This is a genomic window from Armatimonadota bacterium, assembly GCA_022563855.1.
GTDB lineage: Bacteria > Armatimonadota > Fimbriimonadia > Fimbriimonadales > Fimbriimonadaceae > JADFMN01.
In genome coordinates this window covers 182,099-206,581 of record JADFMN010000002.1, presented here as the reverse complement: position 1 = coordinate 206,581, position 24,483 = coordinate 182,099, and the positions used below count along the sequence as shown (strand labels likewise).

Below are 24,483 nucleotides of genomic sequence, written 5' to 3'. Positions count from 1 at the left end.
ACGCTGATTACGCAAGTTGCGTGGCAAAGAAGGCCTGGGACCTTGTGACCCCAAGCGGAACTAACTCAGCCAGCAGTTATTCGGATCGTTATGGCCCGGCACCGCAAGACGAGTGATGATGTTGGGCACGTTGCCCCAGCCATAATAGCGGCACACGGGTGGTTCCCATTCCACGCGGTGCGGACAGCGTCCTAAGATCGGGCCGACGAACACGAGGAATCTATGATACTAACAACTATGATCGCGACGGCTATGATTGTCCACGTGCAAAGTGCTCAGACGGATGGTTCGGACGAGTTGCGCGACGCGGCCAGTTTTGCGAAGGACTTCAACGATGCCGTTGGCAAGCCGCGCGTGGTAGCGATAATCGCACCGACTTGAGGGGCTTGCATCCACGGCGCCAGTGTGGTGCGGGATGACTTGGCCAAGAAGTATGCCGATGAGAATATCGCGTTCTTCATTGTCTATCTTCCGATGCTTCGCACGGACAACAGAGACGCAGCCGTCGAGCGACTGAAAGATTGGGACGACGACCGCTTCATGTTTTACTGGGACGGCGATCGCGAGATCGCTCAAGCTTTCGGCAAGACGCTGGAGATGCCCGCCCGACATCCGGTGGCTTGGGACATATACTTCCTTTTCAACCGCGAGGCAAAGTGGAAGGACAATGCGCCAATGCCCGACTACTGGATGCACCAGCTCGGCCTTTACGGCCGGGACGAGAGACTGCTGAACGGCGAAAAGCTGCACAAGGAACTGGGCAAAATTCTAAATGACAGGAAGAGAATCCAATTGTTGACGGCGGAGGGCTGTCCCAATGCGCCGCTCATGCTCAAGAACTTGGAGGCAGCGCTCAAGAATCTTGGCCTGGAGAATCAGTACACTTTGGTAGATGTATCGCAGCTGCCGGTAGACGATCCTAGTATCGGATACGGGACGCCGACGGTGCTGGTCGCGGGCGTCGATCTCATGGGTATGGCGAAGCCGCCAGTCCCCGGATTTCCTGGCTGACGAGCCTATTTAGACGGAGTTCCGTCTAGCGAGACAATCGCCGCGAAGCTGAAGAATCTGCTCAAATCCAAGTGACGCGGCAGCGCAAGCATAGGGAAAGCCCACTGGCTGATCGGCCCGTGGGCTCTCTCGGTTCAAGGCAAATTTAAATGTCCCCACCAGACACCGGGCAAGGGGAGAGCAAATCCCGGGACGATGGAGACATTAATAATGTACACGATTGTTCCGGCTCTGTCAAGAAGCCAAGGCGATTCCTAGCAAAAAGATAGGCCGTCCGGCATGGCTAGCGGGTCAATGCCCGCCCGGGAACTCGGCTTTGAACTCTCGCACAGCCTTTGGCCCGGCTAGTTCAAGCCCCTTCATGAACGCGGTGGCGTCGCGAATTCGGTAGTCCAGTCGCTCGACTCGAAACGGTGCAACCCGCTCTCCGGACTCGCGCCGCTCGCTGAGATCAAGAAAGTACAGAATCGCGTTCCGAATAGAGTGCGCATCGGTCCAGTCCGACTTGTAGACGGGTATTCCAGCGCCATTGACGATCCAGGCCATGTTCGGCATAGAGCCGTATGCCCGGTGGCACGCCCCGTCCAGCGAATCGACGAGAATCTGTCGGGTCACCCCCTGCTTGTCGCGAAGATCCCGTGCATGCAGAAACTTCTGCTGCATGGATGTAAGGTGTGGATAATGTTCGCCGGGGTGCGCCTCGTTCGTGTACAGAAAGACGGAGCCCACGTTCTGATCCGAGAACTCTGCCGCCAGCTGATCCATGGATGACGCCGCCATCCCGCAGTACGGTCACGTGAAGCTCCCGAACTCGACGACCAGAAAGTCGTGCTTCATCCACGTCTCTTTGAAACTTGTCTCGGACTCATCAAGGCGCCAGAGCTTGTGGTCCGTCGCGGGCGTTCCGAGACGCGGACTCTCGGCGAACCGCATCCACGGCCCAAACTTTTCGCGCACGAACGAATCGTAATTGTATCGCTGGATCAGATCGGCATCGGGCATGTCAGTAGATACGTTGTACCCCGGAACTTTCGCACAGTTAACCTCGTGCCCGAGCATCTTCTGAATCGCTCGCTCACCTATTGCGCCACCAGACACCGTCGATCACGCAATGCGCCGATTCTTGCGTCATTGCGTGCCGATTCCTCTCGTCTCGCGCACTGCGTAGATCGCGTACGCAGGATTACAAAACGTCGCTGACTCGCGTCAATTACAGAGCGCACTCATCAAGTTTTTTGATGAAACATCCGAGAACAATGTGTTGCAACTGCAACATGCAATAGAAAAGCGTGCAACTGTTTTGCTTAGATTCAACGCTTTTTACACCTTCACCTCGTCCTTTTCTGTGCGGAAGCGTATTGCATGATGCAATGCTTCTCGGAGGTAGACCAAAACATGGCCATGAAGAGAGCGACTAAGAAAAAGGTCGCAAAAAGAAAACCGGCGGCAAGAAAATCCGCGCCCAAACGGGCGACGAAGAAACGAACCGTCGCAAAAAGAACAAAAGCAAGAAAGAAGACCACGGCCAGAAAGCCCGCAGCTAAAAAAGCTGTGCGCAGAAAGGCCACGACGAAGAAGAAGACTACTGCCAGGAAGGCAGCGCCGAAGCGAATGAAGCGCAAGACCACAGCTCGAAAGAGCGTGAGGCGCGCAGCCCCGAAGCGGAAGATGGCGGCGAAGAAACGCGCAGCCCCGAAGCGGAAGATGGCGGCGAAGAAACGCGCAGCCCCGAAGCGCAAGCGAACGGTCAAGAGAAAGACAACCGCGAGGAAGTCTCGAACGTCTAGTGCAAAGATGAAAATCGCTGCACGGTCAGTGCGCAGAAAGAGCAGAGCTGCCGGGAGGAAACGAAGATAACTCTGTAGGAAAGTCTCAACGCTGATAATTCGGCGCGCCCTCGGACTCTTGAGGGCGCGCCTTCTTCATGCGCTACGGCTCGATAACGAGCGGCTTGACGCTGCGCCAGTTTCCGCGCGTAAAATCAGGCACGTCGATCGAACCCCCGCGATTGGCCACAGACCATTCGCTCAACGGCGAGATCACAGACCACGACGCTGCGTCGTAAACGTCTTGATCGATCGGAAGGCCGTTGCGAAGACAGTAGACGATGCGCCAAAGCATCACGAAATCCATCCCGCCGTGCCCGCCTGCTTCGCGAGCTGCATCGCCTACCTCCGTCCAAATCGGGTGTTCGTACTTCTCGTAGAACTTGCCAAGTTCGTCATCGCTGTCCCACGCACCAGTTCCGTTGCTGATCCCGTCGATCGCACACCGGTTCGGATAGCTTGCCCAAGCGCCCTTCGTGCCCTGAATGAAGTTCAATCGCGTGTAAGGCCGCGGCAACTGTTCGTCCCACTGAATCATGATCGTCCGACCGTTGACCGTTCGGACAATCGACGTGTTGATGTCGCCGCAGACAAACGAGCCTTGGTTCCATTTGTGGTCGTCAGAAAAATTCTCCTTCGCATAGATTGAACGGACGCGAGAATTGCAGCCGACCGACGATAGATGGTCCATCCGGTCGCCGCGGTTAATACCCATGTACTGACAGATCGGCCCGAGCCCGTGAGTCGGATACAGGTTTCCGTTTCGCTTCATGTAGTGGATGGTTCGCCAACTCCCCGTCCCGCGAATCACGCTGTGCATCTGACTGCGCAAATCGTGAATGTAGGCGGCCTCCCCATGCAGCAACTCGCCGAACACACCCAAACGACACATGTTCAAACAGAGCAGCTCCTCCCTGCCGTAGCAAACGTTCTCCATCATCATGCAGTGGCGCTGCGTTCGCTCTGAAGTATCGACGAGCTTCCAACAGTCCTCGACCGTTGTCGCAGCAGGGACTTCTGTGAAGGCGTGCTTACCCGACTCCATCGCGTCGACGCACATCGGGACGTGCCACTCCCACGGCGTTGCGATGATGACGATGTCGATGTCGTCGCGATCGAGCATCTTTCGATACTCGTACTCGCCGCCGGCGTAGACGTCCGGCGCGGACCGGCCAGCATCGACGACGCGCTTGGCGCTCCGATCTGCGAGATCTTGGTAAACATCGCAGATCGCCTTCACCTCTACGCCCTCCATCAAGAGCATCTGTCCGACGTGACCGGAGCCGCGTGCGCCCACTCCGATGAACCCAACTCGGACCGTCTCCAGCGCCGGCGCCCGGAAGCCTGCCACCGACTTTCCTTGAGATCGAGGGGTCTTGAACGGGGTACTGCCGGGTTCGAGCGTCTTGGCGGATCCTCCGAGGGCAGTGAGTCCGGCCGCACCGGCAGCTTTCAAGAAATCACGTCGTTTCATAGCCATTGACCTTCACCCCGATTATAACCGGACGCGCAAGTTCGGCACAGACGACATCTTCCGCGATACAATTGGGCTTGTGCTCGAATACCTGCAGACCTGGCTCGACTGGCTGAATCGCCCGCTGCTAACCCTCGGTGATGCGCAGATCACCGGCCTGGGAATCCTCCTGCTGCTGGTCGCCCCGATCTTGGTCATCGTTCTGGCGGGGCTCCTTCGGCGGTTGATGATCCGTATGCTCAAAAAGCAGGATCGAATCGACTCCGGGGTACGAAACGCGATCGTCTCGCTCAGCTATTACAGCTTTCTTGTGCTTGGGATGGCGGTGACGCTCGACTCGGTGGGGTTCGATATGACGAGCCTCGCCGTGTTCGGCGGCGGCTTGGGAATTGGGCTCGGCATCGGATTGCAGGACGTCGCGCGCAATTTCATCAGCGGGCTCGTGCTTCTCGTAGCCAGGCCCGTCCGGCCGGGCGACCGCGTGGAAATCGAGGGGCTGGAAGGAAACGTCGAACACATCGGGACGTATTCGACCCGCATTCAGACGGTTCAAGATGCCACCGTGATCGTGCCAAACTCCGAGCTGACCAACACTCGCATCATCAACTGGACGCACAACGCCGCTCGCCGGATGCTGTTCGTACCAGTGGGCGTCCACTACGAATCCGATCTTGATCTCGTCCAGAAGCTCATGCTGGAGGCGGCCGGCCGATGCCCTGACATAGCTGAAAGACCATTGCCCGAGGTGTTTTTGACGCAGTTCGGAGACAGCAGCATCGACTTTGAGATAGCTGTTTGGACCGAAACCCAGGTTTTCCGACCCAAACGCCTGCTCAGCCAGTACAACGTGCAGATCGTCAAGCTTTTCCAGGAAAACGGCGTCGTCATACCGTATCCGCAGCGAGACGTCCACATCATCCCAGACCCCAAAGCGAGTTTGGAGTAAAGTTATGGGGCTACGGTCAGTTCTGTAGCGACGGAGACAGTTATGGTCGAATTACCGCAAGCGTTACGCGACAACTACCTATTTCGTGGTCTTTCCAGCACGCACATCGATGAGATCTTGGCGATCACGACGATTCAGACTTTCGAGGGCGGAGATACGATCGTCCGCCAGTTCGATCGCAACACGGACCTCATGATCATGCTGAAAGGACTCGCGTATATCAAGACGTTCGGCGGCGACACGATCGCCGAGGTTGGGCCGGGAACCGTGCTGGGCGAGGTATCGCTCATCGACGAAGAGCCGCGGTCGGCTACCGTCGTGAGCAGCGGCGACAGCGAGATGGCCGTGATCGAGTCGCAATCGTTGAAGAACCTGATGAGGCACGATCTCGGAATGCGGTGCGTCATGATGGAGAATCTAGCGCGACTGATCTGCCAGCGTCTGCGGACCGCCAACGTGCAACTGGACGGCGTTCTGGCGCGGTCCTAGCCTTGCGGGTCGAACACGGCCCTTAGCACGACCGGGCCGAGCGCGGCCGCCGGGCTGTACAGCGTCCAGAATATTTCTCCGGACACTAAGTCGTATTCGCCGTTGGTCTCTACGAGACGGCCCGGGCCAGTGACGGATGATGCAATGCTGACGGTCGTGTTATCGCTCTCTTCCCCTTCCATCATCATCTCCGGATCAATGTCGCTGGGATCTCCCGTCGGGACGTTTTCGCCGAACGTCTCCATAACGTTCGACTCCTTCATGATCGCTCGCGCGACCGCTAGCCGCTCGACCGACGAAGCGCGGGATGCGAATCGCTCTTCAAGAATCCTGAGCAGCTCCTCCCCCGCCCGCTTCATTAGTTTCTTCTCTGCGCTTTTCATGCTCAAAATGAACGCTGGCATGAGCGGGTCCGATGGGCCGAACACGACGTGCCACATCGCCTTCGTCAGTTCCGTGCCGACGGCCAGAGTGTCCTCTTCAGTGCCGCCGATCGCCTGAAGATGCGTACCAAGCCCTTCGAGTTCGTCTGCTTTGAATTCAGGAGGATCTGGATACTCACCGATCCACTCATACGTCTCCGTGTACTCGATGTACCCGTTCGACAACGTTCGAACGCTGACAGAGCATCGCAGGAACGGTTCATCGCCGGACAAAAGCTCGAAGTCGTGGTCGATCGATTCGCCTGCCGCGAAGGAGCGCGTTGCCGTCAGCGTGACAGCGCCTTCGGCGTCTTCCACCGACACATCCCACATGTCCTCGTCGGTCAACCGCAGTCGCTCACCGGGGTCAGTCGGTTCCGCGTCCGGCATCATGTCCATGCTCGGCAGGGAGATCGTGATCGTTCGGTCGAACGAGCCGTCGGCGTGGACGACCGAGTCCGATCCGACTTCCCCACAGCCGCTGACGATGAGTCCTGCCAGTATCCAAATCGGCGCACGCTTCAACATGCGCTCATTTTAGCGAATCAGGGGGACTTACTTCTTTTCGTTGGCCTGCCAGACCACTTCGCCGTCCTTCAAGAACTGAAGACTCTGTTCACCGAACAACGCGACTCCGACCTTGCCAGATCGATCGAAAAGGTTGATCGCGCCCCCGTTCTTTGCCGACAACAGCTCCAGCGACTTTTTGCCCGCTGCGCCGAACAGCTGGATTCCGCTCGTCGACGATCCGGCTGATATCGAGACGCCAAGAGCCGAACCAGAGTTCATGAGCGACAGACTGCTGGACACGCCGTCTGCTCGCAGAAACGCTGACCGCTGTCCTTGGCCAGTCGCGCGAACGTAAGATTCGCCGGACGCCGCCGCGAGCATGACGTTGGCGGAACCGCTCCTTGAGCCGATCTCGAACGACGTTCCGCTGCCGGAAGCAGACAGCCTCGCATAGCTGTTCGGGCCAGCTGCAAAGACTATCGACGCGTTTCCGTTGCGGTCTAGAAGCGAAAAGGTCGCGTTGCCCGCCTGCTGCCCCATCGCTGCAATGACGCGCCCGGTTTCGTCCACGAATAACAGCCCTTGCCGCGGGACAATAATCAGGTCTTGTGACCGAATCTGCTGCGCGCTGGCCAGAATCGGTGGCCGGGACGCGAAGTACCCACCTGCAAACGCCGAAACCACGCACGCCGCCAACAACACCACAAACTGCCGAATGTTCATCTTCATGTTCCTCGCAAAGTTGGACGTCGCAGCCTAGCAAGATGTTTGCCCTTATGGTAAAAGCCCAGCATGATCTCGACGATCGTCCTCGGCGCGCTGGTTGCCGTTGCGGCGCCTCAGGGTGTTCCGGGCAGCCGGTTCGAGTACGCGTCGCCGTTCCCCTCGCTTCCCTGGACGAAAATCCAATCGCGCCTCGCGCGGTTCGGCGTTGCTCAGGAGTTCGCCGCGCGCGAAGGCGTTCAGGGCCGTGTGCTCTGGATAGACGGCACGGGAAACTTGGAGCGTTGCAACACCGGGGAGAAGGTGGCCTCGCTGATGGCGAAGATCGCCGCGGTCGGTTTCAACACCGTTGTGTACGACGTCAAACCGATCGTCGGTCGTACGCTGTACCCTAGCAAGCTTGCGCCGAAGATGACCGAGTGGAAGGGGCAGAGCATGCCGGCGGATTTCGACGCGCTCGGTGCGATGCTGCTAGAAGCGCATAAGAACGGCCTGAGCTTTTTCGTCAGCCTCAACGCGTTCAGCGAGGGGCACAGCTACGCGCAGCGCGATTCTGGCAAGCCTGGGACACAGTTCGGCGATCCAGGCTGGGGTTACGAGCATCCTGACCTGCAATCGGTGCGGTACTCGGCGCACCCTCTCGTCGCAGCGTTTACGGGAGACATGGTCCGCCTCAGCAAAGAGCGCAACGAGTGGAGCGACGGTGCGGATCTCGCTTTCGTTACCGGCACATCGATCTCGCCGACAGCGCAGCTCTACGCGCTCCTCGATTCGAGCGGGCGCGTCGTTTCTTTGAGCGAAGAGTATCCGAGCGCAGTCGGCACCGTGCTAGCTGCGAGAGGAGAAGGAATTGCGTTTTTGCGGCTATACGCGCAGCCGGGGATGTCGCTACGGCTCGATTCCGTTGCGCGATTTCTACGCTCTGGCCAAGAGCAGAACCAGATTCCGCTGATGATGAATCCCCATCTGGACGCTGTGCGAGAGAGGGCGCTGAGCTTCGTCGAAGAGGTGCTACAGAACTACGACGTCGACGGATTGCTGCTCGACGACCGTCTGCGTTTCGGGGGCATCGACTCGGATTTCAGCGACGAGGCTCGGCTCGCTTTTGAAAAGTACGTCGGGCGCGAAGTCGCCTGGCCGGATGACGCGTACAAGGTGACGTACAACTGGAACCTTTCGACCGGGATCGAGCCCGGGCCGCTGTTCGACGCGTGGCTGACGTTTCGCGCGCGAACGATGGCCGACTGGGTGGCGGATGCGCGAAAGACTGTGGACCGCGTTCGGCCGGGGACGAAGTTTGGCGTCTACGCAGGGGCATGGTACGGCGCTTATGCGAGTTACGGCAGCAACTACGGCTCCGACCGGCTTTCGGCGGGGTTCCCCTTCCTGACGAGGCACTACCGCGACACCGGGTTTGCGGGGTCGCTCGACGTCTTGATCACCGGTTGCTACTACCCCGTGCCGACGACCTTCGCCGCAATGCGGAGGGGCAAGCCCGTTGGAAGAACTGTCGAGGCCGGCGGCATCATCAGCAACCGCGTAGCGCGCAGCCAGTGCTGGACGTATGCGGGCATCATGCTCTCGGATTATCGCGGCAGCACGGCAGATCTGCAAGCGGCTTTGCAGGCAGCCGCAGCCACGACGCAGGGCGTCATGGTGTTCGATCTCTCCCACAACATGGACGACTACTGGGATGTGTTCGCGACCGCGTTCAAGCAGCCGAAGCGCGCGCCGCACGAGATCTCTGGTTTGCTCGACGCCGTCCGAAAGCGCCGCGCCTTACTGGACGCATCAGGAGTCCAAGACCCCCCGTTCCCGTTCTTCGTCGGCGCCCCGCTGGCTGGATTTTAGCAACACGGGGTTGGCACGAAGCTATAGCCCTGAGCGGTCAGCCGTTGTAGGCGCATGCTTTAGCTTGCAAGCTTGCATCTGATCAAAGCCTGCGAGCGCGACCTAAAGGACGTGGCCACATCGCGCGCACAACCCGATCGCGCACCGGCCCCCACCTAACCTCCCCCGGCCACGAACGCCAGCCGTGAATACCAGGCCGCAGGCCGGGGGAGGGATTCCAAGCCGTGTGCCACTAGCCAAGGACGGCTCTGATGTCGCGAGACGAAGGCCGTCTCCTCAACCGCGCTCCTTTCCTTCGATCAGCTCAGGTCAGGCTCGCTCAGGATGGGGTAGAGGTGACTGGCCGTGAAACTCTTACCACTTACCGTGTACCTCGCACGGAATCAGCGAACGGCGCGGAAGCCCGTGAGCCAACGGCGCATCGTCGCAAAGCAAGTGTCAGCAAAGCGCGAGTCAGTGCAACGCCAGACGCCCCCAGGACCGTCCTATAACACGAACCCACTAAAAACAGCCTACAATAGAAGCAGAGAGCATGAGCCAAAGCCCTCCAACCACGCTCGGCGGATACCAGATCATCCGCGAGATCGCACGCTCGAACGACATCGTCTACGAAGCGTACGATCCGCAGATCAAACGTCGGGTCGCGCTCAAGGAGCTCGTGGTGCCGCGCGGCGCCAGCGAGCAGCAGCGCGAAGACCGCATCAAACGGTTCGAGCGAGAGGCCCGCGCTGCCGGATCGCTGATCCACCCGCACATCGTGACGGTGTACGAGGTCGGAACCGAGGGCAACAAGCACTTCATCGCGATGGAGTTCCTCACCGGCAAGAACCTCCGGAAGGAGGTCGACAAGCTCGGAACCATCGAGCCGAAGCGAGCCGTCGAGATCATTCTGGACATACTGGACGCGCTGAGCTTCGCGCACGAGAACGGAATCATCCACCGCGACATCAAGCCCGACAACGTTCAACTGCTCGACGACGGACTGGTCAAGCTGACCGACTTCGGCATCGCGCGGTTGACGTTCGAGCCGAACATCACGCTCGACGGCCAGGTGTTCGGAACGCCGAGCTACATGTCGCCTGAACAGATCAACGGTGGCGAGATCGACGCGCGCACGGACGTTTTCTCGGTCGGGGTGGTTCTGTATGAAATGGTCGCCGGCAAGAAGCCGTTCATCGGCGACAGCGTTGTCAGCATCACGTACGCGATCATGAACAGCCAGGCGGATCAGCCGGCACAGGCGAACTACGCGCTCTGGCAAGTGATCGAACAGGCCATTCAGAAAACGCCGGACTTGCGTTTCAAAAGCGCGGGAGCAATGGCCGAAGCGCTCAAACAGGTCTTGCCGACGTTCGAGCCGGGCGCGGTCGTGCTCGATCCGATCCGTCCTGGCTTTGCCCCGCCGATCGGTCAGGTCATTGCCGGCCCGCCTCCGGTGCACAATCCGTTCGGGCCTGGCCAGCCACCGATCACGGCGCCGTACCAGCCGGGCGTCGGCCCGGTGCCGTACCAAACGGGCGTTGGCCCCCCACCTGCTGGGCCGTACAGTCAGGCGACGCAAGCGGTACCCGGCTACCAACCGTACAATCCGACGCCGCTGCCGATCTACTATCCGCCGCCCCCACGGCAACCGCTGATCAAGCCCGAAACGAAGAGGGCGATCGTCAAGACTCTGATCGCCGTGATCTTGGTCGGAATTGTGTTCTTCGGGATCGTGATGCTGCTGAGAACCGCCCAAAACGCAGAAGTAGGCACCATTTTCCCCGGTGCGGAAACACCGCGAGAGTCGACTCCCACCGGCCTCGACCGCAGCACGAACAGCCCGATCTCTCCGCCTTCGGGCGGCGAGGCGAGCATCGGCACTCAACCGTCCGCCGAAAGCAGTGTGCGTCCGCCGTCGGGCGATACAGATTCTTTGGACGGAATCTCTCAACTTCAGCCAGTTGTTCCGCCGCCCGATTCCGTCTCGCCGGAGTCCTGGCCCGATCTGGAGGCCGCTATGCGCCAAGGAGAGCAAGCGATACTGCAAGCAAAGCAGACAACGTCGCTACTGATTCGCCGATCGCTTTGGACCGAAGCGGACGAGGCGTTCTCGACGGCGATTCAGCAGGCAAACGGCGAGCAGGCGAACGGCCTCCGCGATCGCGCAGTCAACGCTTTCCTGAACGCCGCGATCGACTTGCGCAACGCCGGAAACACATCCGCTGCACGTGATGCGCTCAGGCATGCCAAAGGGTACACGAGCGAAAACTCGAACCTGCGCAGTCAGATCGACGCGATCATCGACGAACTTGGCGGCTAGCCGGGACCTCGCACCAGTCCGCCGTCAACCAGCAGATTGACGCCCGAAATGTAGGCAGCTCGCTCCGAGCACAAGAACGCCACGGCAGCGCCGATCTCCGACGGATCCGCCAGGCGCTTGACCGGAATCGCCTCCGCTTGCTGGCGCAGCATCTCCTCCTCGGTCGAACCGCTCTGCTCCGCCCGGATTTGCGCCAGATGTCGCTGCCGATCCGTCAGCGTGTGACCAGGGAGCACACAGTTCGCGGTGATTCCGTGCTGTCCAAGCTCTGCGGCCTGCAGTCGCGTCAGCGCCGACAGCCCAGCTCGCAAAGTCGAGGAGATCGGCAGGATCGCCAGCGGCTCCTTGGCAACGATGCTAGAGATGTGGACGATGCGCCCCCACCCGCCAGCCATCATCGCTGGAGTCACTAGGCGGGTCATGCGAACGACGCTCATCAAGGTCGAGTCGATGCCTTCCCTCCACTGATCGTCCGTCAGCGACGTCCACTCTCCCGCCGGCGGGCCACCACTGTTGGAAACTAGTATTTCTACCGGCCCGAGTTGCGCGACCGTCTCCTCGTGCCACCGTTCCAAGTCGTCGGCGCTCGATACGTCGCACACTGTCCCGATGCTGCCTGGAACCCCATTCAGAGCCGAATCGAGCCTGTCTCGCCCCCTAGCGCACAGCGAAACGCGGCAACCCTCGGCGGCCAGTTCCTTTGCGACCGCAAGCCCGATCCCCTTGCTCGAAGCCGCGACCATAGCAATTTTGCCAGCAATGCCGAATTCCATTGATGCGATTATTGCACCGGTGAAAGGCGGGCATGATATAATTGCTTTTTGCCGGTTTGCTTTTCGCTTTGATCTTTCTCGGAGAGTCTTGAAATGAACAGATTTATTATTGTGCCTTTGTGCCTGGCGTTTGCGATCTTCTGGTTTGAGTCGACGACGGCAACAGACTTCGATCCGACCGCCGGCGATCAAAGACGTTCGTCAGACAAGAGCGGGAATCAGGGTGAATCCATTTCCGGCTTCATGTTCGACTCCTTCAACGTTGCGCTGTTCGCGCAAATCAGCTTGGCCGCGTTTGCTGCAAATTCTGGCAATGACTGCTGGGGGTATGTTTCCCCTTCCGGACGCGAATATGCGCTGATGGGACTGAACAACAAGGTGGCGTTCGTCGAGGTGACGAACCCCGTTGCGCCCAACTGGTTCGCCAGCATCGGTCACGGAAGCAGCTCCTGGTGCGACATCAAAGTGTATCGAGATCACTGTTACATCGTGACAGAAGGGACGGCATCAGGCATTCAAGTCGTCGACCTTTCGCAGATCGACAGCGGCGTAGTGAGGCTCGTGAGGACGATCGTCCCAGGTGAGCACACGCACAACATAGCGCTCGATACCGACAGCGGTTTTCTGTACACCTGTATATCGAGCCACGGTTCCGGGACAACCGAGTGCTTCGACCTCACGAACCCATCCAACCCGGTGCAAGTCGGCGCCGCATCGCTGACCGGCTCGGATCGCATGCACGACTCGCAGATCGTAACGTTTTTCTCCGGACCGTACGCCGGTCGCCAGATTCTATACGGCGCAAGCGAAGGCAGAGGCGTGATTATCTGGGACGTAACGAACAAGAACGCACCGTTCAGGGTGTCAAGGACTACGTACTCGAACGTCGCGTACACGCATCAGTGCTGGCTCAGCGCAGATCGCAATCTGCTTTACGTCGACGACGAATTAGACAATATACCGCGAACCCTCGTCTTCGACGTCAGCGATATCAACAGCCCGGTCTTGGTCAACACGTTTACGAGCGGCCAGCCCTCGATCGACCATAACCTGTACCTGAAGGGCGGGTTCATTTTTGAGTCGAATTACACGAGCGGCCTACGGATATTCGACGCGAACGACGATCCAGTGAATCCCGTCGAGACCGGCTGGTTCGATACGTATCCTGAAAACAACAATCCCTCGTTCAGCGGCAGCTGGAGCAACTTTCCGTTCTTCCCGAGCGGCACGATTATCGTCAGCGATATGAATCGCGGGCTGTTCGTGCTCGACGCGAGCGCGGCAACCCTTCGCAACGCGCCTGTGTCGAGTTTTAACGTTGTTCGCGGTGTCTTGAAATCAGGGAATCTAGCCTCGCTAGACGAGATTGACGGCGACTTTCTCATGATTGCGGCGGGGCCCACCGTTAATCCGTCCGAGTCGCCGATTAACGTTGAGTTTACGGGGGCTGCGCCCTGGGACCACGCATCCAAACTGGCGTTTTCTGTGACGGGGCTTGGCGACACCGTCGGGCTGGCTTATAAGCTCTTTGCATTCGATTGGGACGCAGCGAGCTACGTCCTAGTCGGGACTGGAACGGTGACAACCTCGTTGGTCACGATCGAAACAGTGCTGCCAGACGCGGATCGGTTCATCCAGTCTGGAACGAAGTTCATGAAGGCCAAGATGGAGGTGATGCAGGTTGGCCCCGCGTCACACTTCCCGTGGCAGTTCAGCTTCGATCAGGTCGTCTGGAAGATCAACCCGTAAAATCGCCTCGTCTTCGTCTGCGTGCTATCGCGCAATGTAGCCGCATCCTTTAGGTTGCGTCTGGCTCGCGCAATGTAGCCGCATCCTTTAGGTTGCGTGCTCGCGCCAAAGCCTGCGGCTAAATCCCCGGAACGAGGGCGTGGGCCTGCCTGTTTTGGAGCCAAAACTCTTGACATACTTTTTGCCACCTTTCGTAGTCGGCTCTGGTACCCGACCACGGCTTGCGCTGGTATTCTCCAGGTTCGGAGAGATGGCAGAGTGGTCGAATGCGGCGGTCTTGAAAACCGTTGAGGCGCAAGTCTCCGGGGGTTCGAATCCCTCTCTCTCCGCCATATCGAATCCCCCCCTTCCTTCAGCTCAACCATTTGTGCAACCTGTGCCCTGAGCAGGCAGCACGGTGCTCTCTCACTAAAGAGGCTGGTAACTCACGCCTGAACGGTAATCTCAGCGACGGTTTTCGCCGGGATGCACATGAACCGGCGACTTCAACGTTCGAGAGCTGTGACAGATCCGTTCAGGCGTGAGCCTGATCGGATGGTTCTTGGGCATTGCCAGAGGGAACGAACGGCTGATGACGAGCGGGACAGCGACGGCTACGATCGACGATGCGAGGGTCATCTCTCGCATAGCCGAACGTGACGAGGCCGCAGTCGAGCTGTTCTACCGCTCCCACGCCGAGGCTGTCTTTAGGTTCGTTTACCCTCGACTCGACAGACAGTATGAAGACGCCCAGGAAGTGACCCAGGAAGTGTTCCTCTCCGCGATCAAGCTCGCGCCCTCGTACGATGGGTCCTGCTCTGCGCAGACCTGGCTCTACGGCATCGCAAAGCTCCGCGTCACGGACCGCATTCGTTCACGATCGCGGAAGAAGCGGATCCCAGAATCCAAAACCAGCTCACTCAACGAAGAGGCCGCACAGACGATTCAAGAGTACAGGGACGGGCTGCTGTCGCCAGAGGACGTGCTAGACCGAATCGACACCGAACTCCTCGTCGACCACATGCTTTGCAAGCTCAACGACAAGGAGCGCGAAGCACTTCTTCTCAAGTACGGAGACGAACTGAGCATCAGAGAGATCGCGCACATCCTCGATCGGTCGGAGATGGCCGTCGAGAGCATTCTGACGAGGGCCAAGAGAAAGGCCCGAGACGCACACGTACTTCTACAAATGAACCGGGAGGGCAGACATGGCTAACGAACGAATTCAGCATTTAAGAGAGTTGTTGCTGCAGCTCCTCCGTGGACCGGTGGACAGCATGGCCGGGATGTTCCGGGGTGACACAGCCGCCATGTTCGACGATGCTCTTCCCGAGATCGTGCGCCTGCGGTATTACGGCGAGGTGCCTGAGCTTGTCGAAGAGCACAAGCTCGCGACGATCGCAATCCTTCAGAAGGCAGTCGCGCTCGAAGGCGCTGGGCCAGGTGGAACGGTTTGGGGCAGCCCAGGATTCGGATGGGACAATGCGATCGGCTTCTTGAGGCGGAACAAGGCCGCAGCGTTTGGAGCGGCGCTCGCCGTAGTCGTCGCGATCGTGCTACTCGTCTTCGGACAGTCGTGGTTCGCCGGACAGCCCGACAAGATCATCGTCGATACAGAGAAGCCAGCTCCTGAAGTGGTAGTGCCGGGCGAGACTGGTCCCGAAGTACCGTCCGAGCTCGTTCCGGATGAAGAAGATCGGACCGCGCCCGACGAGCCGGGCCTGCTCGCGGTCAAGCCGCTGAAGGTGGGTGAGATCGTCGCCGTCGTGGGTCGGCCGATCCTCGCTGGGCCTGGCGCTCCCGGCGACGAGACAGCTTTGCCGAACATGGCCGTTTACGAGGGCATGACGCTCGAGACCGGCGACGCCGACATGCTCGAGATTCTGTTCGAGGACGGCTCCTCGCTGGCGATCGCTTACAACACGCGGATCACTGTCACCGACCTGCCCGACGGGTCTGGAGTTCCGGCGGCACGAAGGTTCCGGCAGGACACTGGAACGGTGTGGGCGAAAGTCGCCCAGCTAGAGGCTGGCGAGACGTTCGAGATCGAGACGCCGGTCGCTACCGCCGTGGCGTTCGGCACTGAGTTCGGACTTGAGCTTCGCAAGGTTGCAAATCCGGACGCTGGAGAGGGCAATGAGTTCGTGCCGAACGAGGGGCTGGAGGCGGTTCTCACCGTCCGCTCCGGCCGGGTCGCGTTCTTCAACGATTTCGGGCGGGTGGAAGCGACCGAGATGACGGAGTCCGTGGCGACTGCGAAATCCGCACCGTCGGAGCCGAAGAGGCTACCGACGTTAAAGCGATATACGATTGACATTGGCAGCAACCGAAGGCAAGTGGTTTATCGCACCGAGCAACTGGGACAGCACAAAGCCTCACGCCGCTACGTGTTCCCGTGCGGGCGCGTGGGGATGACTGTGGCGACCTTGCCCGGAGGGGAAGTTCGCATCGTTGCGGTCTACCACGATTCGGCGGCACGAGAGGCGGGCTTGAGGGTGGGAGACGATATCGTCGCGATGGACGGAGCGCCGATACACTCTGCTGAGACGGTGCGTCTCGCGATCTACCGAGGGCCGGGAAGGCGGATCGGCTTGACGGTCGATCGCAAAGGCGAAACGTTCGAAGCCTCAATGGTGGCCGTGCTGGGGGATCCGCCTCAGCCGAGCGTGCCGAGCGGCCTTGCCGATCGCCTGAAGGAGGCCACTTGGCCGGCAATGTCCGGCGAGACCGACTCGTCCTTGCGGATGCTCCGGGCGCTCGCGGCCGATCTGCCGCACGCGTCGGTCTACAACAACCTCGGCGTCGTCTATGAGACGCAGGACGAGATGGGGATGGCGATACGGAGGTACCAGGCTGCGGTGCGACTCGATCCGAAGGTCTCGCTCTATCGCTATAACTTGGGCCTGGCGCTTAAGAAGATCGGCAACTTTGAAAGGTCCGTCGAAGAGCTGGAGAAGGCCGTCGAGCTCGATCGCGGGTTCCACGATGCAGCACTCCAGCTCTCGCACGCCTACGCTCTGGTCGATCGCTTCGCAGATGCGCTCGCCGTGCTGGAAGCGGCCCAAGCGCGCCGTCCGACTTGTAATCATGTATGGCTCAGGATGAGCCAGGTTCTCAGCAGGTCCGGCAGGCACGAGGAAGCTCGCGACGCGGTGACGATCGCGATCGAGCTGGATCCTGACAGTGCGCAGGCCTATAACGAGCTAGGCCTTACATTGCTCAGTGAAGGTCGGCTCGACGAAGTGGAGGCTGCGTTCCGCAAGGCGACCGAGCTCGATCCGACTGATTCGGTCTCACACAAAAACCTCGGAAAGGCCTTGAAGGATTCAGGCCGACTTGAAGAGGCGGAGACCGTGTATCGCAAAGCGATCGAGCTCGACCCGAGCAACCCGGGCCCGCACAACGGTCTCGGAATCGCTTTAATGGATTTAGGCCGACTTGAAGAAGCCGAGACCGAGTATCGAAAGGCGATCGAGCTGGATCCGCAGAACGCGAGCGCGCATTCCAACCTCGGAATCCGCTTCAAGCGTGCGGGCCGTTTCGAAGAGGCGGAGGCGATGATGAGGAAGGCGATCGAGCTGGATCCGGAGAACGCGAAAGCGCAGCAGAACCTTGGAGTCGTCTTGTATCTTACGGGCCGTATGGAGGAAGCGGAGGCCATGTACCGTAAGGCGATCGCGCTCCATCCAAAATACGTGACAGCACATGTGAACCTTGCGCTGCTGCTCGGATCGATGGGCCGGTTTCAGGAGTCCATGGCCGAGTACGTAATGGCCCTCGAGGCCGATCCGAAGAACCCGTACTTATATGCCGCCTTCGGCTGGAGCCTGATCGAAAACCACAGGTGGGAAGAGGCCGTGAAGACGCTTCGCAGATCCATCGAGATAGATCCGAACGGGCCATCTTCGGCCAACGTGCGGCAAAACCTGGGCTACGTCTTAATCCTCTCAGGCAACCTCGATCAAGCGGAAAGCGTGCTCACGGAAGCTCGCAGACTCAAGCCCGAAGACCTCGAAGCGTCGGTGAATTGGGCGTTGTTGCTCGCCTACAAGGGGATCGATCTTGACGACGCCCTCGAGCGGGCCAAGAAGGGTGCACAGCAGCCGGACGCTCATGCGTTTTATTGGGAGGTCCTCGGCTTCGTACACTTCAAGCGGGGTGAATTCGACGAGGCCATTGAGCCGCTTGAAAAAGCCGCCGAGGGGTGGGGCAAGTCGTATCTGGCGGCGGACGCGCTCGTCGTGCTCGGAATGGTCTACGAAGAGAAGGGCGACGCCTCTTCGGCAAAGGACGCCTATCACCGCGCACTCTCTATCGAGCAAGGCAACAAAGAGGCCGCCGAGGCCTTGAAACGGCTCGGCGGCTAAGCGTCAGTAGCCTGTCTCTCGCGGAGCTGACTCTCGCCGATGGCTGTCTATCGCTACGCTGTCTCTCGCTGTGTTGCATGAATCAGGCACAAGAGTCAGGAACGAGCGACAGGCTCCAGCCAAGAGTCAGCCCCGCGAGCGACAGCCGGCCAGCGGGAGATTTTCGCCGGGTTCTTTGCTCATCGGCGACTTCCATATCCAGGAGCGCGTCCAACACGCGCTCTCGAGGAACATCGGCCCCGCATGTCCGTGAGAGTGCGTGCGAGCCGGGCGCGTAAGACCCCTAACTCTCACGGACGGAGGATATGAACGAGATGAGATCAAAGATGATGAGCTGCAAAAGAGGGCTCGCGAAGACCGGCGGCACGACTTGGATACTAGTCACGCTGGCGTGTCTCCTTTTCACGGCGGCCGCGTTTGGTCAAGGCAAAGGCAAAGGCGGTGGCGGCGGGGGAAAAGAGAGTCCGCCCGCGGACCCAGCGATCGCGGTCAAGCAGACAGGCACCGTCAGTAAGCTGATGGTCATGAACGACGACGGCTCGAACAAGACCGCGGTGTTCACGGAAGTCAAGTTCAGGGTGTTCCCGGGCCTTCCATCCTGGTCGCCAGGGGCAGACAGCATCGCATTTACCCGCTCGATTGGCAGCCAGCACTTTGAGCTGTGGCGGATTGACGTCACCGTCGTTGACGGCGTGCCGCAGGGCAGCAACCTCACCAAGCTGTTCGACGACGCGGTGACTCACGCTTGGTCGCCGCTAGGCAACGAGATCGCGTTTGCCGAGGGGTTCACTGCGAATCCTCCCTCCTCGCTCTTCGCCATTCCTGCTGGTGGCGGCACCCCTGGTGAGCTGTATTCAGCACCCGAGGGACACGTGGTGTTCTGGCCGGCCTGGAGCCCGGACGGCACGCGGCTCGCGTTTGTGGAGCTTGACGCAGAGCGCGCGAAGTCGATAAGGATTCTGGACTTAGCCTGGGGAACGGTCGTCACGACCGGCTTTGCGCTGGGCGCGGAGTACGATATCGATTTTCTCGATTGGGCACGCACCCAGGACAAGCTTGCGTTCAATGTGACACGGAGGGACGGGAGTGAGCCGAGGGTCGTGTTTACGCTGGATATCACCACTGGGGAGCTCGTGCGGGTCGCCGAAGGTCGCGCTCCCACCTGGTCGCCCGACGATACCCGGCTGGCCTATAACGATAAGCACGGCAACCTGGTGTCGGTGGACCTGGCGACCGGAGACATAACCAAAATCTCAAAGAGCGCGGGTCGGCCTGACTGGCGGCGGTTCTAGGGCCCGCTAGAGGCGGAGCGGAGACGCAACCGGTCACGACTGGCAACGATGAGGGCTGTTCGATGGCGGCTCTGCGCAACAGATTGGAGAGGACAATGAGACGAAATAGGAACACACTGGCAATGGGATCGGTTTTGGCGGTCGCGACACTATTCGCGGCAGGGGCGCACGCCCAGACGACGCTGTACACGTTCAACGGCGACTCGGCCGGTGACTTCTTCGGCCGTTCCGTGAGCGGAGCGGGCGACGTGAACGGCGACGGCATCCCGGACTTCATCGTGGGGGCGTTTGCTGACGACACGGTCAACGGCACCGACTCCGGGAGCGCGAGGGTGTTTTCCGGCTTCGACGGGTCGGTCCTGTACACGTTCATCGGCGACTCTGCATTCGACGCCTTCGGCTGGTCGGTGAGCGGCGCAGGCGACGTGAACGGCGACGGCTTCGCGGACCTCATCGTGGGGGCGCAACTTGACGACAACAATGGTGACAGGTCCGGGAGCGCACGGGTGTTCTCCGGCTTCGACGGCTCGATCCTGTACACGTTCAACGGCGACGGGGCGGTCGACAGTCTTGGCGAGTCCGTGAGCGGAGCGGGCGACGTCAACGGCGACGGCTTCGCGGACCTCATCGTAGGAGCGCACGGTGACGACAACAACGGCACCAACTCCGGGAGCGCGCGGGTGTTCTCCGGCTTCGACGGCTCGATCCTCTATACGTTCAACGGCGACTCGGCCGGCGACTTCTTCGGCGAGGTCGTGAGCGGCGCTGGCGACGTGGACGGCGACGGTGTCCCGGACTTCATCGTAGGGACGCCGCGTGACGACAACAACGGCACTCACTCCGGGAGCGCACGGGTGTTCTCCGGCTTCGACGGCTCGGTCCTGTACACGTTCAACGGCGATTCGGCAGGCGACCGGTTCGGCGTCTCGGTGAGCGGAGCGGGCGACGTCAACAACGACGGCTTCGCCGACCTCATCGTCGGGGCGCATGCTGACGATAACAACGGCACCAACTCTGGGAGCGCACGCGTGTTCTCCGGCTTCAACGGGTCGGTCCTGTACATGTTCGACGGCGACTCGGCAGGCGACCAGTTCGGCACCTGGGTGAGCGGCGCGGGCGACGTGGACGGCGACGGCATCCCGGACCTCATCGTAGGAGCGCATACTGACGACAACAACGGCACCGACTCCGGGAGCGCGCGGGTGTTCTCCGGGGCCGACGGCTCGATCCTGTACACGCTCGACGGCGACTCGGCAGGCGACTTCTTCGGCGTTTCGGTCAGCATCGCGGGCGACGTGGACGGCGACGGCTTCGCCGACCTCATCGTAGGCGCGCCAAGAGACGACAACAACGGCACTGACTCCGGCAGCGCGCGCGTCATCGTTAGCGATACGACACCGCTGATACTGATCGAGAACCTCATGGAGGACGTGGTCGTTCTGAACCTGAGCAGAGGCATCGAGAACAGCCTGGACGCCAAGCTCGACAGGGTGCTGACCGCGCTGGAGGAGGCGCGCAGGAACAGCGAGCAGGTCGCTGTAAACGTCCTGGAGGCGTTCATCAACGCCGTCCAGGCCCAGAGCGGCAACCACATCCCGGTAGCGGACGCGGACGATCTCATCGCAAAGGCCCAAGCGATCATCGACTTGCTGACAGCTCCATAAGACGGCGGCTGACTATCACGCCGAATGCACAATGCCTCGAGGGGCGGCCCCCGGCCGCCCCTCGAGGCACGACACTTTGCACGACACGAACTACCCCCTAACTCAGGGTTACTCACCCGTAACTGGCAGGTTTCTACCAAAGGGCACGTTCAAACAGGTGGAGAACTCCCTCTCTCTCCGCCAATTTTCTCCATGAGTCCGGTGGGGCCTTCTAGTCCCAGGCCTTCCGATGTCGGCGCATGATGTGGGCAAGCACCGTGAGCGGTCACCTTGGAATCGTCTTCGCAGGTTCCCGACCGAATCGTTGCTCAAGAACCTGCAGCAGGTCCGGCTCCTCCTCTCCTCGGAACGACCAGACGGCCTTGTCGCCCAGCAGGGACCTCAGGTGTGAGAGCGGCGCGGAGTATGCGGCCCTCGGCTGGATCGAGTAGGTCGGCACTTCTTCCTCGAAGCACTCCGCATAATCACGGACGCTGAGCAGTCCAGCGACGAACTCGATGCGTGGCTCCATCAGTCCGGCGAAGAGCGCAATCTGCGCCCCGCACGGCCCCCGGCCGACGACCGCCACGCGCGGGGAGAACTGGAGCGCCGCCTCTGCCGCCCTCGCTGCATCCCAGCCCATCGCAAACGGATCCGCGGTTCCGAGGTAAGCCATCAGCCTCGGGTCGAGCCCCTGGAGCTCGCCGAAACCGCGCACGTCGATGAGGAGGCACGCGTATCCGGCGGCGACCAGGCGCTCCACCGAAAACTCCTGTTGTGCGACGACCTTCCCTTTTTCCGCAACCAGCACGACAGCGGCTTTTGGTTCTCCTTCCGGCAAGTACAGCACACCTGGAATTGTCAGCCCCGGCTCCGACTCGAAGGTCATGTAAAGTTTGGAACCGTTTCGCTCGATGATCTTGGTGTTGAGCGGCGTGCGCTCTGGCAGCCCCCCGTTCAGCTCTGCGACCTGTGCGAACGAGATCGGTCTTGCACCAGCGAGCTTCGCCTTTGCGATGTCTTGCATCGTCGCTAGGCCGCTTGGAGGATCCGGTAGGCACAGCAGTTCCCGCGAGTCTTTCGGTTCGGTCTCGAACTCCGGCTCCTTCACCGGCGATCCGTCGCCGACGCCTCGGAGATGCTCGTCAAAAAAGCCGAGCGCCAGCTCACGCATTGCGCGGTTGTAGTCGTGGGGGCCGTCGAACAGCTTCCACCGCGCGTCCGCTTCTGCTCCGAAGAGCGACCAAGATTCTTTCAGTTTTTCGCCAGTGCGCCGCGTTCCTTCCGGTGGGAACTCGCGGTCTTCTTGCGCTCCTATGATAAGCACTGGCGCGGGCGCGCGTATGGCGAGAACGTCCGAACGGTCGCCGACCTGCAGCGTCGCCGGGACGTGGTTACAGAGGCAGCCGTTGACCGGGTTCACCTCCATGCTCGTCGCGTACACCACCGGCACCGCGCATCCGAAACGGTCGTCCGCAGCGAACGCGTAGACGGTGGCCAGCCCGCCACCCGACGCACCGGTGATCCCAACGCGCGACATGTCTGCATCAGGACGCGTCTCGAGATAATCAAGCGCCCGCATGAGGTCCCAAACGTAGATGGCGGTCGCGTTGGACGAGCCGAGGATCAGGCGCAGATCGTGGTGGGTGCCGGCCCATCGCCGTTCGATCGGCGCGTCCCCCTCGAAACTGGAGCCCGGCGAGTCGACGACCATCGCCAAGTACCCGTGCAGTGCCTGAGCAATCGCCCTTTTTTGCACCACAGGCTCCGCCTTTTTGTGACGCCAATGGCCGTGCGGGTTGACGATCACCGGGAATTTCTTCTCGTCGCTTCCTTCCGGCACGTAAAGGTGCGCCGTGACCGGAAAGTTTGGCCGGCTTTCAAAGACGATCTTCTCGATGCGGTATCCGTCCCGCTTGATGACGCCTGTGACGCGCGCGTTGAGCGGAGTGCGCGGAGGCAGCGGATCGAGCCCGAGTCCTCGCATGAGTTCTTCTCTTCGCCGCTCTCTCTCCTTCTCAAATTCTTCTAGGCTTCCCGGCGTCGGCTGCGAGGCTGCCGCTTTTACCTTCTTCGCAAGAAACGAGCGCATGATCTCCGGCCCCCGCCCACCCAGCACAGAATTATCGCTGCGCTGCTGTGGGCCGTCGTCGTGCAACGACGGCACCGCCGAACCGACAACGAGCAGTGCAAGTTGACCAATCATTGTTCCCTACTATCCTGGCTCACTTCTTCTTTTTCTGCAGGAGCGGGAAGGAGGGAAAGCTGTCCCAGAAATCGCCGTGCGTCAGGTTTGTCTGCCCTCTGCCGTCCACGTTCATGACGTATATGTCGAATCCGCGGCGGCTGGAGCCAAACACTATCTTCAACCCGTCCGGGCTGAACACGGGAGCAGAATCTTCCGACTCGTCGTTAGTCAGGTTCGTCTGCCCTGTGCCGTCCGCGTTCATGATGAAGATCTCTCGGTCGCCTAGCCGCCGGGACGTAAACGCGATCTTCGACCCGTCAGGGCTGAACGCAGGCTCGCCATCGCTGGTCGAGTCGTTCGTCAGGTTCGTTTGCCCTGTGCCGTCCGCGTTCATGACGTAGACCTCACTGTTGCCGTCGCGGTCGGTGCTGAACGCGATCTTCATCCCGTCTGGGCTGAACGCCGGGGAGCCATCGTTAGCCGTGTTGTTCGTCAGACGCGTCACTCCCGTTCCGTCCACGTTCATGACGTAGATCTCAGTGTTGCCGTCTCGGTCGGACCTGAACGCGATCTTAGATCCGTCCGGGCTGAACGCAGGGGAGGCATCGCTGGCCGGATTGTTCGAAAGGTTCGTCTGCCCAGAGCCGTCGGCGTTCATGACGTAGATCTCATTGTTGACGTCGCGGCTGGATGTGAACGCGATCTTCGATCCGTCCGGGCTGAACGCAGGAGCGAAATCGGAAACTACGTTGTTCGTAAGGTTTGTCTGCTCAGAGCCGTCGGCGTTCATGACGTAGATCTCGTAGTCGCCGTCGCGATTGGAGACAAACGCGATCTTGGTTCCCTCATCGTCACTGGCACTGCCATCTCGACGACTGTCGCCCTGCAACAAAGGGGCCGCCACTACGGCTGCAAGCAATGCACATAGCTTTTGCATT

Annotated in this window: 20 protein-coding genes and 1 tRNA gene; 12 read left to right on the top strand and 9 right to left on the bottom strand. The window is 60.3% G+C overall.

Features of this window, described 5'->3' with window-relative positions:
• Positions 1 to 222: 222 nt before the first annotated feature.
• Positions 223 to 381 carry a hypothetical protein gene (locus IH944_03340; GenBank protein MCH7903582.1) on the top strand — a complete coding sequence of 53 codons (159 nt, stop codon included), beginning with the start codon at positions 223 to 225 and terminating at the stop codon, positions 379 to 381.
• 39 nt (positions 382 to 420) lie between these two features.
• On the top strand, positions 421 to 1,011 hold the full coding sequence (locus IH944_03335) for a hypothetical protein (protein ID MCH7903581.1): 591 nt from the start codon (positions 421 to 423) through the stop codon (positions 1,009 to 1,011).
• A gap of 291 nt (positions 1,012 to 1,302) precedes the next feature.
• Here IH944_03335 and IH944_03330 read toward each other — a convergent pair whose 3' ends face one another.
• The 4 genes from IH944_03330 to IH944_03315 all read right to left on the bottom strand — a co-directional run bounded on the left by IH944_03330 (position 1,303) and on the right by IH944_03315 (position 4,317).
• The gene (locus tag IH944_03330; GenBank protein ID MCH7903580.1) at positions 1,303 to 1,776 is read right to left on the bottom strand and encodes a hypothetical protein; all 474 of its coding nucleotides are present in this window, start codon (positions 1,774 to 1,776) and stop codon (positions 1,303 to 1,305) included.
• Between the two features lie 27 nt (positions 1,777 to 1,803).
• The gene (locus tag IH944_03325) at positions 1,804 to 2,109 is read right to left on the bottom strand and encodes a hypothetical protein (GenBank protein ID MCH7903579.1); all 306 of its coding nucleotides are present in this window, start codon (positions 2,107 to 2,109) and stop codon (positions 1,804 to 1,806) included.
• Between the two features lie 230 nt (positions 2,110 to 2,339).
• A complete protein-coding gene (locus IH944_03320) occupies positions 2,340 to 2,762 on the bottom strand; it encodes a hypothetical protein (protein MCH7903578.1) in 423 nt (140 codons plus the stop codon).
• A 178-nt stretch (positions 2,763 to 2,940) separates the two neighbouring features.
• Positions 2,941 to 4,317, bottom strand: coding sequence for a Gfo/Idh/MocA family oxidoreductase (locus tag IH944_03315; GenBank protein MCH7903577.1), 1,377 nt, complete (start codon positions 4,315 to 4,317; stop codon positions 2,941 to 2,943).
• Between the two features lie 73 nt (positions 4,318 to 4,390).
• Here IH944_03315 and IH944_03310 point away from each other — a divergent pair, with 73 nt between their 5' ends.
• Both IH944_03310 and IH944_03305 read left to right on the top strand, forming a co-directional pair.
• Positions 4,391 to 5,257: a mechanosensitive ion channel gene (locus IH944_03310; GenBank protein ID MCH7903576.1), complete on the top strand. Its 867-nt coding sequence runs from the start codon at positions 4,391 to 4,393 to the stop codon at positions 5,255 to 5,257.
• A gap of 42 nt (positions 5,258 to 5,299) precedes the next feature.
• Positions 5,300 to 5,746, top strand: coding sequence for a cyclic nucleotide-binding domain-containing protein (locus tag IH944_03305; protein ID MCH7903575.1), 447 nt, complete (start codon positions 5,300 to 5,302; stop codon positions 5,744 to 5,746).
• On the opposite strand, the gene IH944_03300 is transcribed toward IH944_03305, so the two are convergent.
• A complete protein-coding gene (locus tag IH944_03300; protein ID MCH7903574.1) occupies positions 5,743 to 6,696 on the bottom strand; it encodes a hypothetical protein in 954 nt (317 codons plus the stop codon). The two genes, IH944_03305 and IH944_03300, sit on opposite strands and share 4 nt — an antisense overlap.
• A 27-nt stretch (positions 6,697 to 6,723) precedes the next feature.
• A complete protein-coding gene (locus IH944_03295) occupies positions 6,724 to 7,401 on the bottom strand; it encodes a hypothetical protein (protein MCH7903573.1) in 678 nt (225 codons plus the stop codon).
• Between the two features lie 69 nt (positions 7,402 to 7,470).
• Here IH944_03295 and IH944_03290 point away from each other — a divergent pair, with 69 nt between their 5' ends.
• Positions 7,471 to 9,252 (top strand): family 10 glycosylhydrolase, encoded by a 1,782-nt coding sequence (locus tag IH944_03290; GenBank protein ID MCH7903572.1) that lies wholly within the window; start codon positions 7,471 to 7,473, stop codon positions 9,250 to 9,252.
• A 532-nt stretch (positions 9,253 to 9,784) separates the two neighbouring features.
• Positions 9,785 to 11,554, top strand: coding sequence for a protein kinase (locus IH944_03285; protein ID MCH7903571.1), 1,770 nt, complete (start codon positions 9,785 to 9,787; stop codon positions 11,552 to 11,554).
• Here IH944_03285 and IH944_03280 read toward each other — a convergent pair.
• Complete coding sequence (locus IH944_03280; protein ID MCH7903570.1) at positions 11,551 to 12,327, bottom strand: SDR family oxidoreductase; 777 nt, start codon at positions 12,325 to 12,327, stop codon at positions 11,551 to 11,553. The genes IH944_03285 and IH944_03280 overlap by 4 nt on opposite strands.
• A 93-nt stretch (positions 12,328 to 12,420) precedes the next feature.
• Here IH944_03280 and IH944_03275 point away from each other — a divergent pair, with 93 nt between their 5' ends.
• The 6 genes from IH944_03275 to IH944_03250 all read left to right on the top strand — a co-directional run bounded on the left by IH944_03275 (position 12,421) and on the right by IH944_03250 (position 21,378).
• Positions 12,421 to 14,076 (top strand): choice-of-anchor B family protein, encoded by a 1,656-nt coding sequence (locus tag IH944_03275; GenBank protein ID MCH7903569.1) that lies wholly within the window; start codon positions 12,421 to 12,423, stop codon positions 14,074 to 14,076.
• A gap of 244 nt (positions 14,077 to 14,320) precedes the next feature.
• Positions 14,321 to 14,408: transfer RNA gene (locus tag IH944_03270), tRNA-Ser, on the top strand.
• A gap of 188 nt (positions 14,409 to 14,596) precedes the next feature.
• On the top strand, positions 14,597 to 15,271 hold the full coding sequence (locus IH944_03265) for a sigma-70 family RNA polymerase sigma factor (GenBank protein MCH7903568.1): 675 nt from the start codon (positions 14,597 to 14,599) through the stop codon (positions 15,269 to 15,271).
• Complete coding sequence (locus IH944_03260) at positions 15,264 to 18,422, top strand: tetratricopeptide repeat protein (protein MCH7903567.1); 3,159 nt, start codon at positions 15,264 to 15,266, stop codon at positions 18,420 to 18,422. Before IH944_03265 ends, IH944_03260 begins: the two co-directional genes overlap by 8 nt.
• 305 nt (positions 18,423 to 18,727) lie before the next feature.
• Positions 18,728 to 19,714: a PD40 domain-containing protein gene (locus IH944_03255; GenBank protein MCH7903566.1), complete on the top strand. Its 987-nt coding sequence runs from the start codon at positions 18,728 to 18,730 to the stop codon at positions 19,712 to 19,714.
• A gap of 95 nt (positions 19,715 to 19,809) precedes the next feature.
• A complete protein-coding gene (locus tag IH944_03250) occupies positions 19,810 to 21,378 on the top strand; it encodes an FG-GAP repeat protein (GenBank protein ID MCH7903565.1) in 1,569 nt (522 codons plus the stop codon).
• A gap of 265 nt (positions 21,379 to 21,643) precedes the next feature.
• On the opposite strand, the gene IH944_03245 is transcribed toward IH944_03250, so the two are convergent.
• Together IH944_03245 and IH944_03240 are read right to left on the bottom strand one after the other, a co-directional pair.
• Complete coding sequence (locus tag IH944_03245) at positions 21,644 to 23,563, bottom strand: prolyl oligopeptidase family serine peptidase (GenBank protein ID MCH7903564.1); 1,920 nt, start codon at positions 23,561 to 23,563, stop codon at positions 21,644 to 21,646.
• Positions 23,564 to 23,582: 19 nt separating this feature from the next.
• The gene (locus IH944_03240) at positions 23,583 to 24,482 is read right to left on the bottom strand and encodes a PD40 domain-containing protein (GenBank protein MCH7903563.1); all 900 of its coding nucleotides are present in this window, start codon (positions 24,480 to 24,482) and stop codon (positions 23,583 to 23,585) included.
• Position 24,483: the final 1 nt, after the last annotated feature.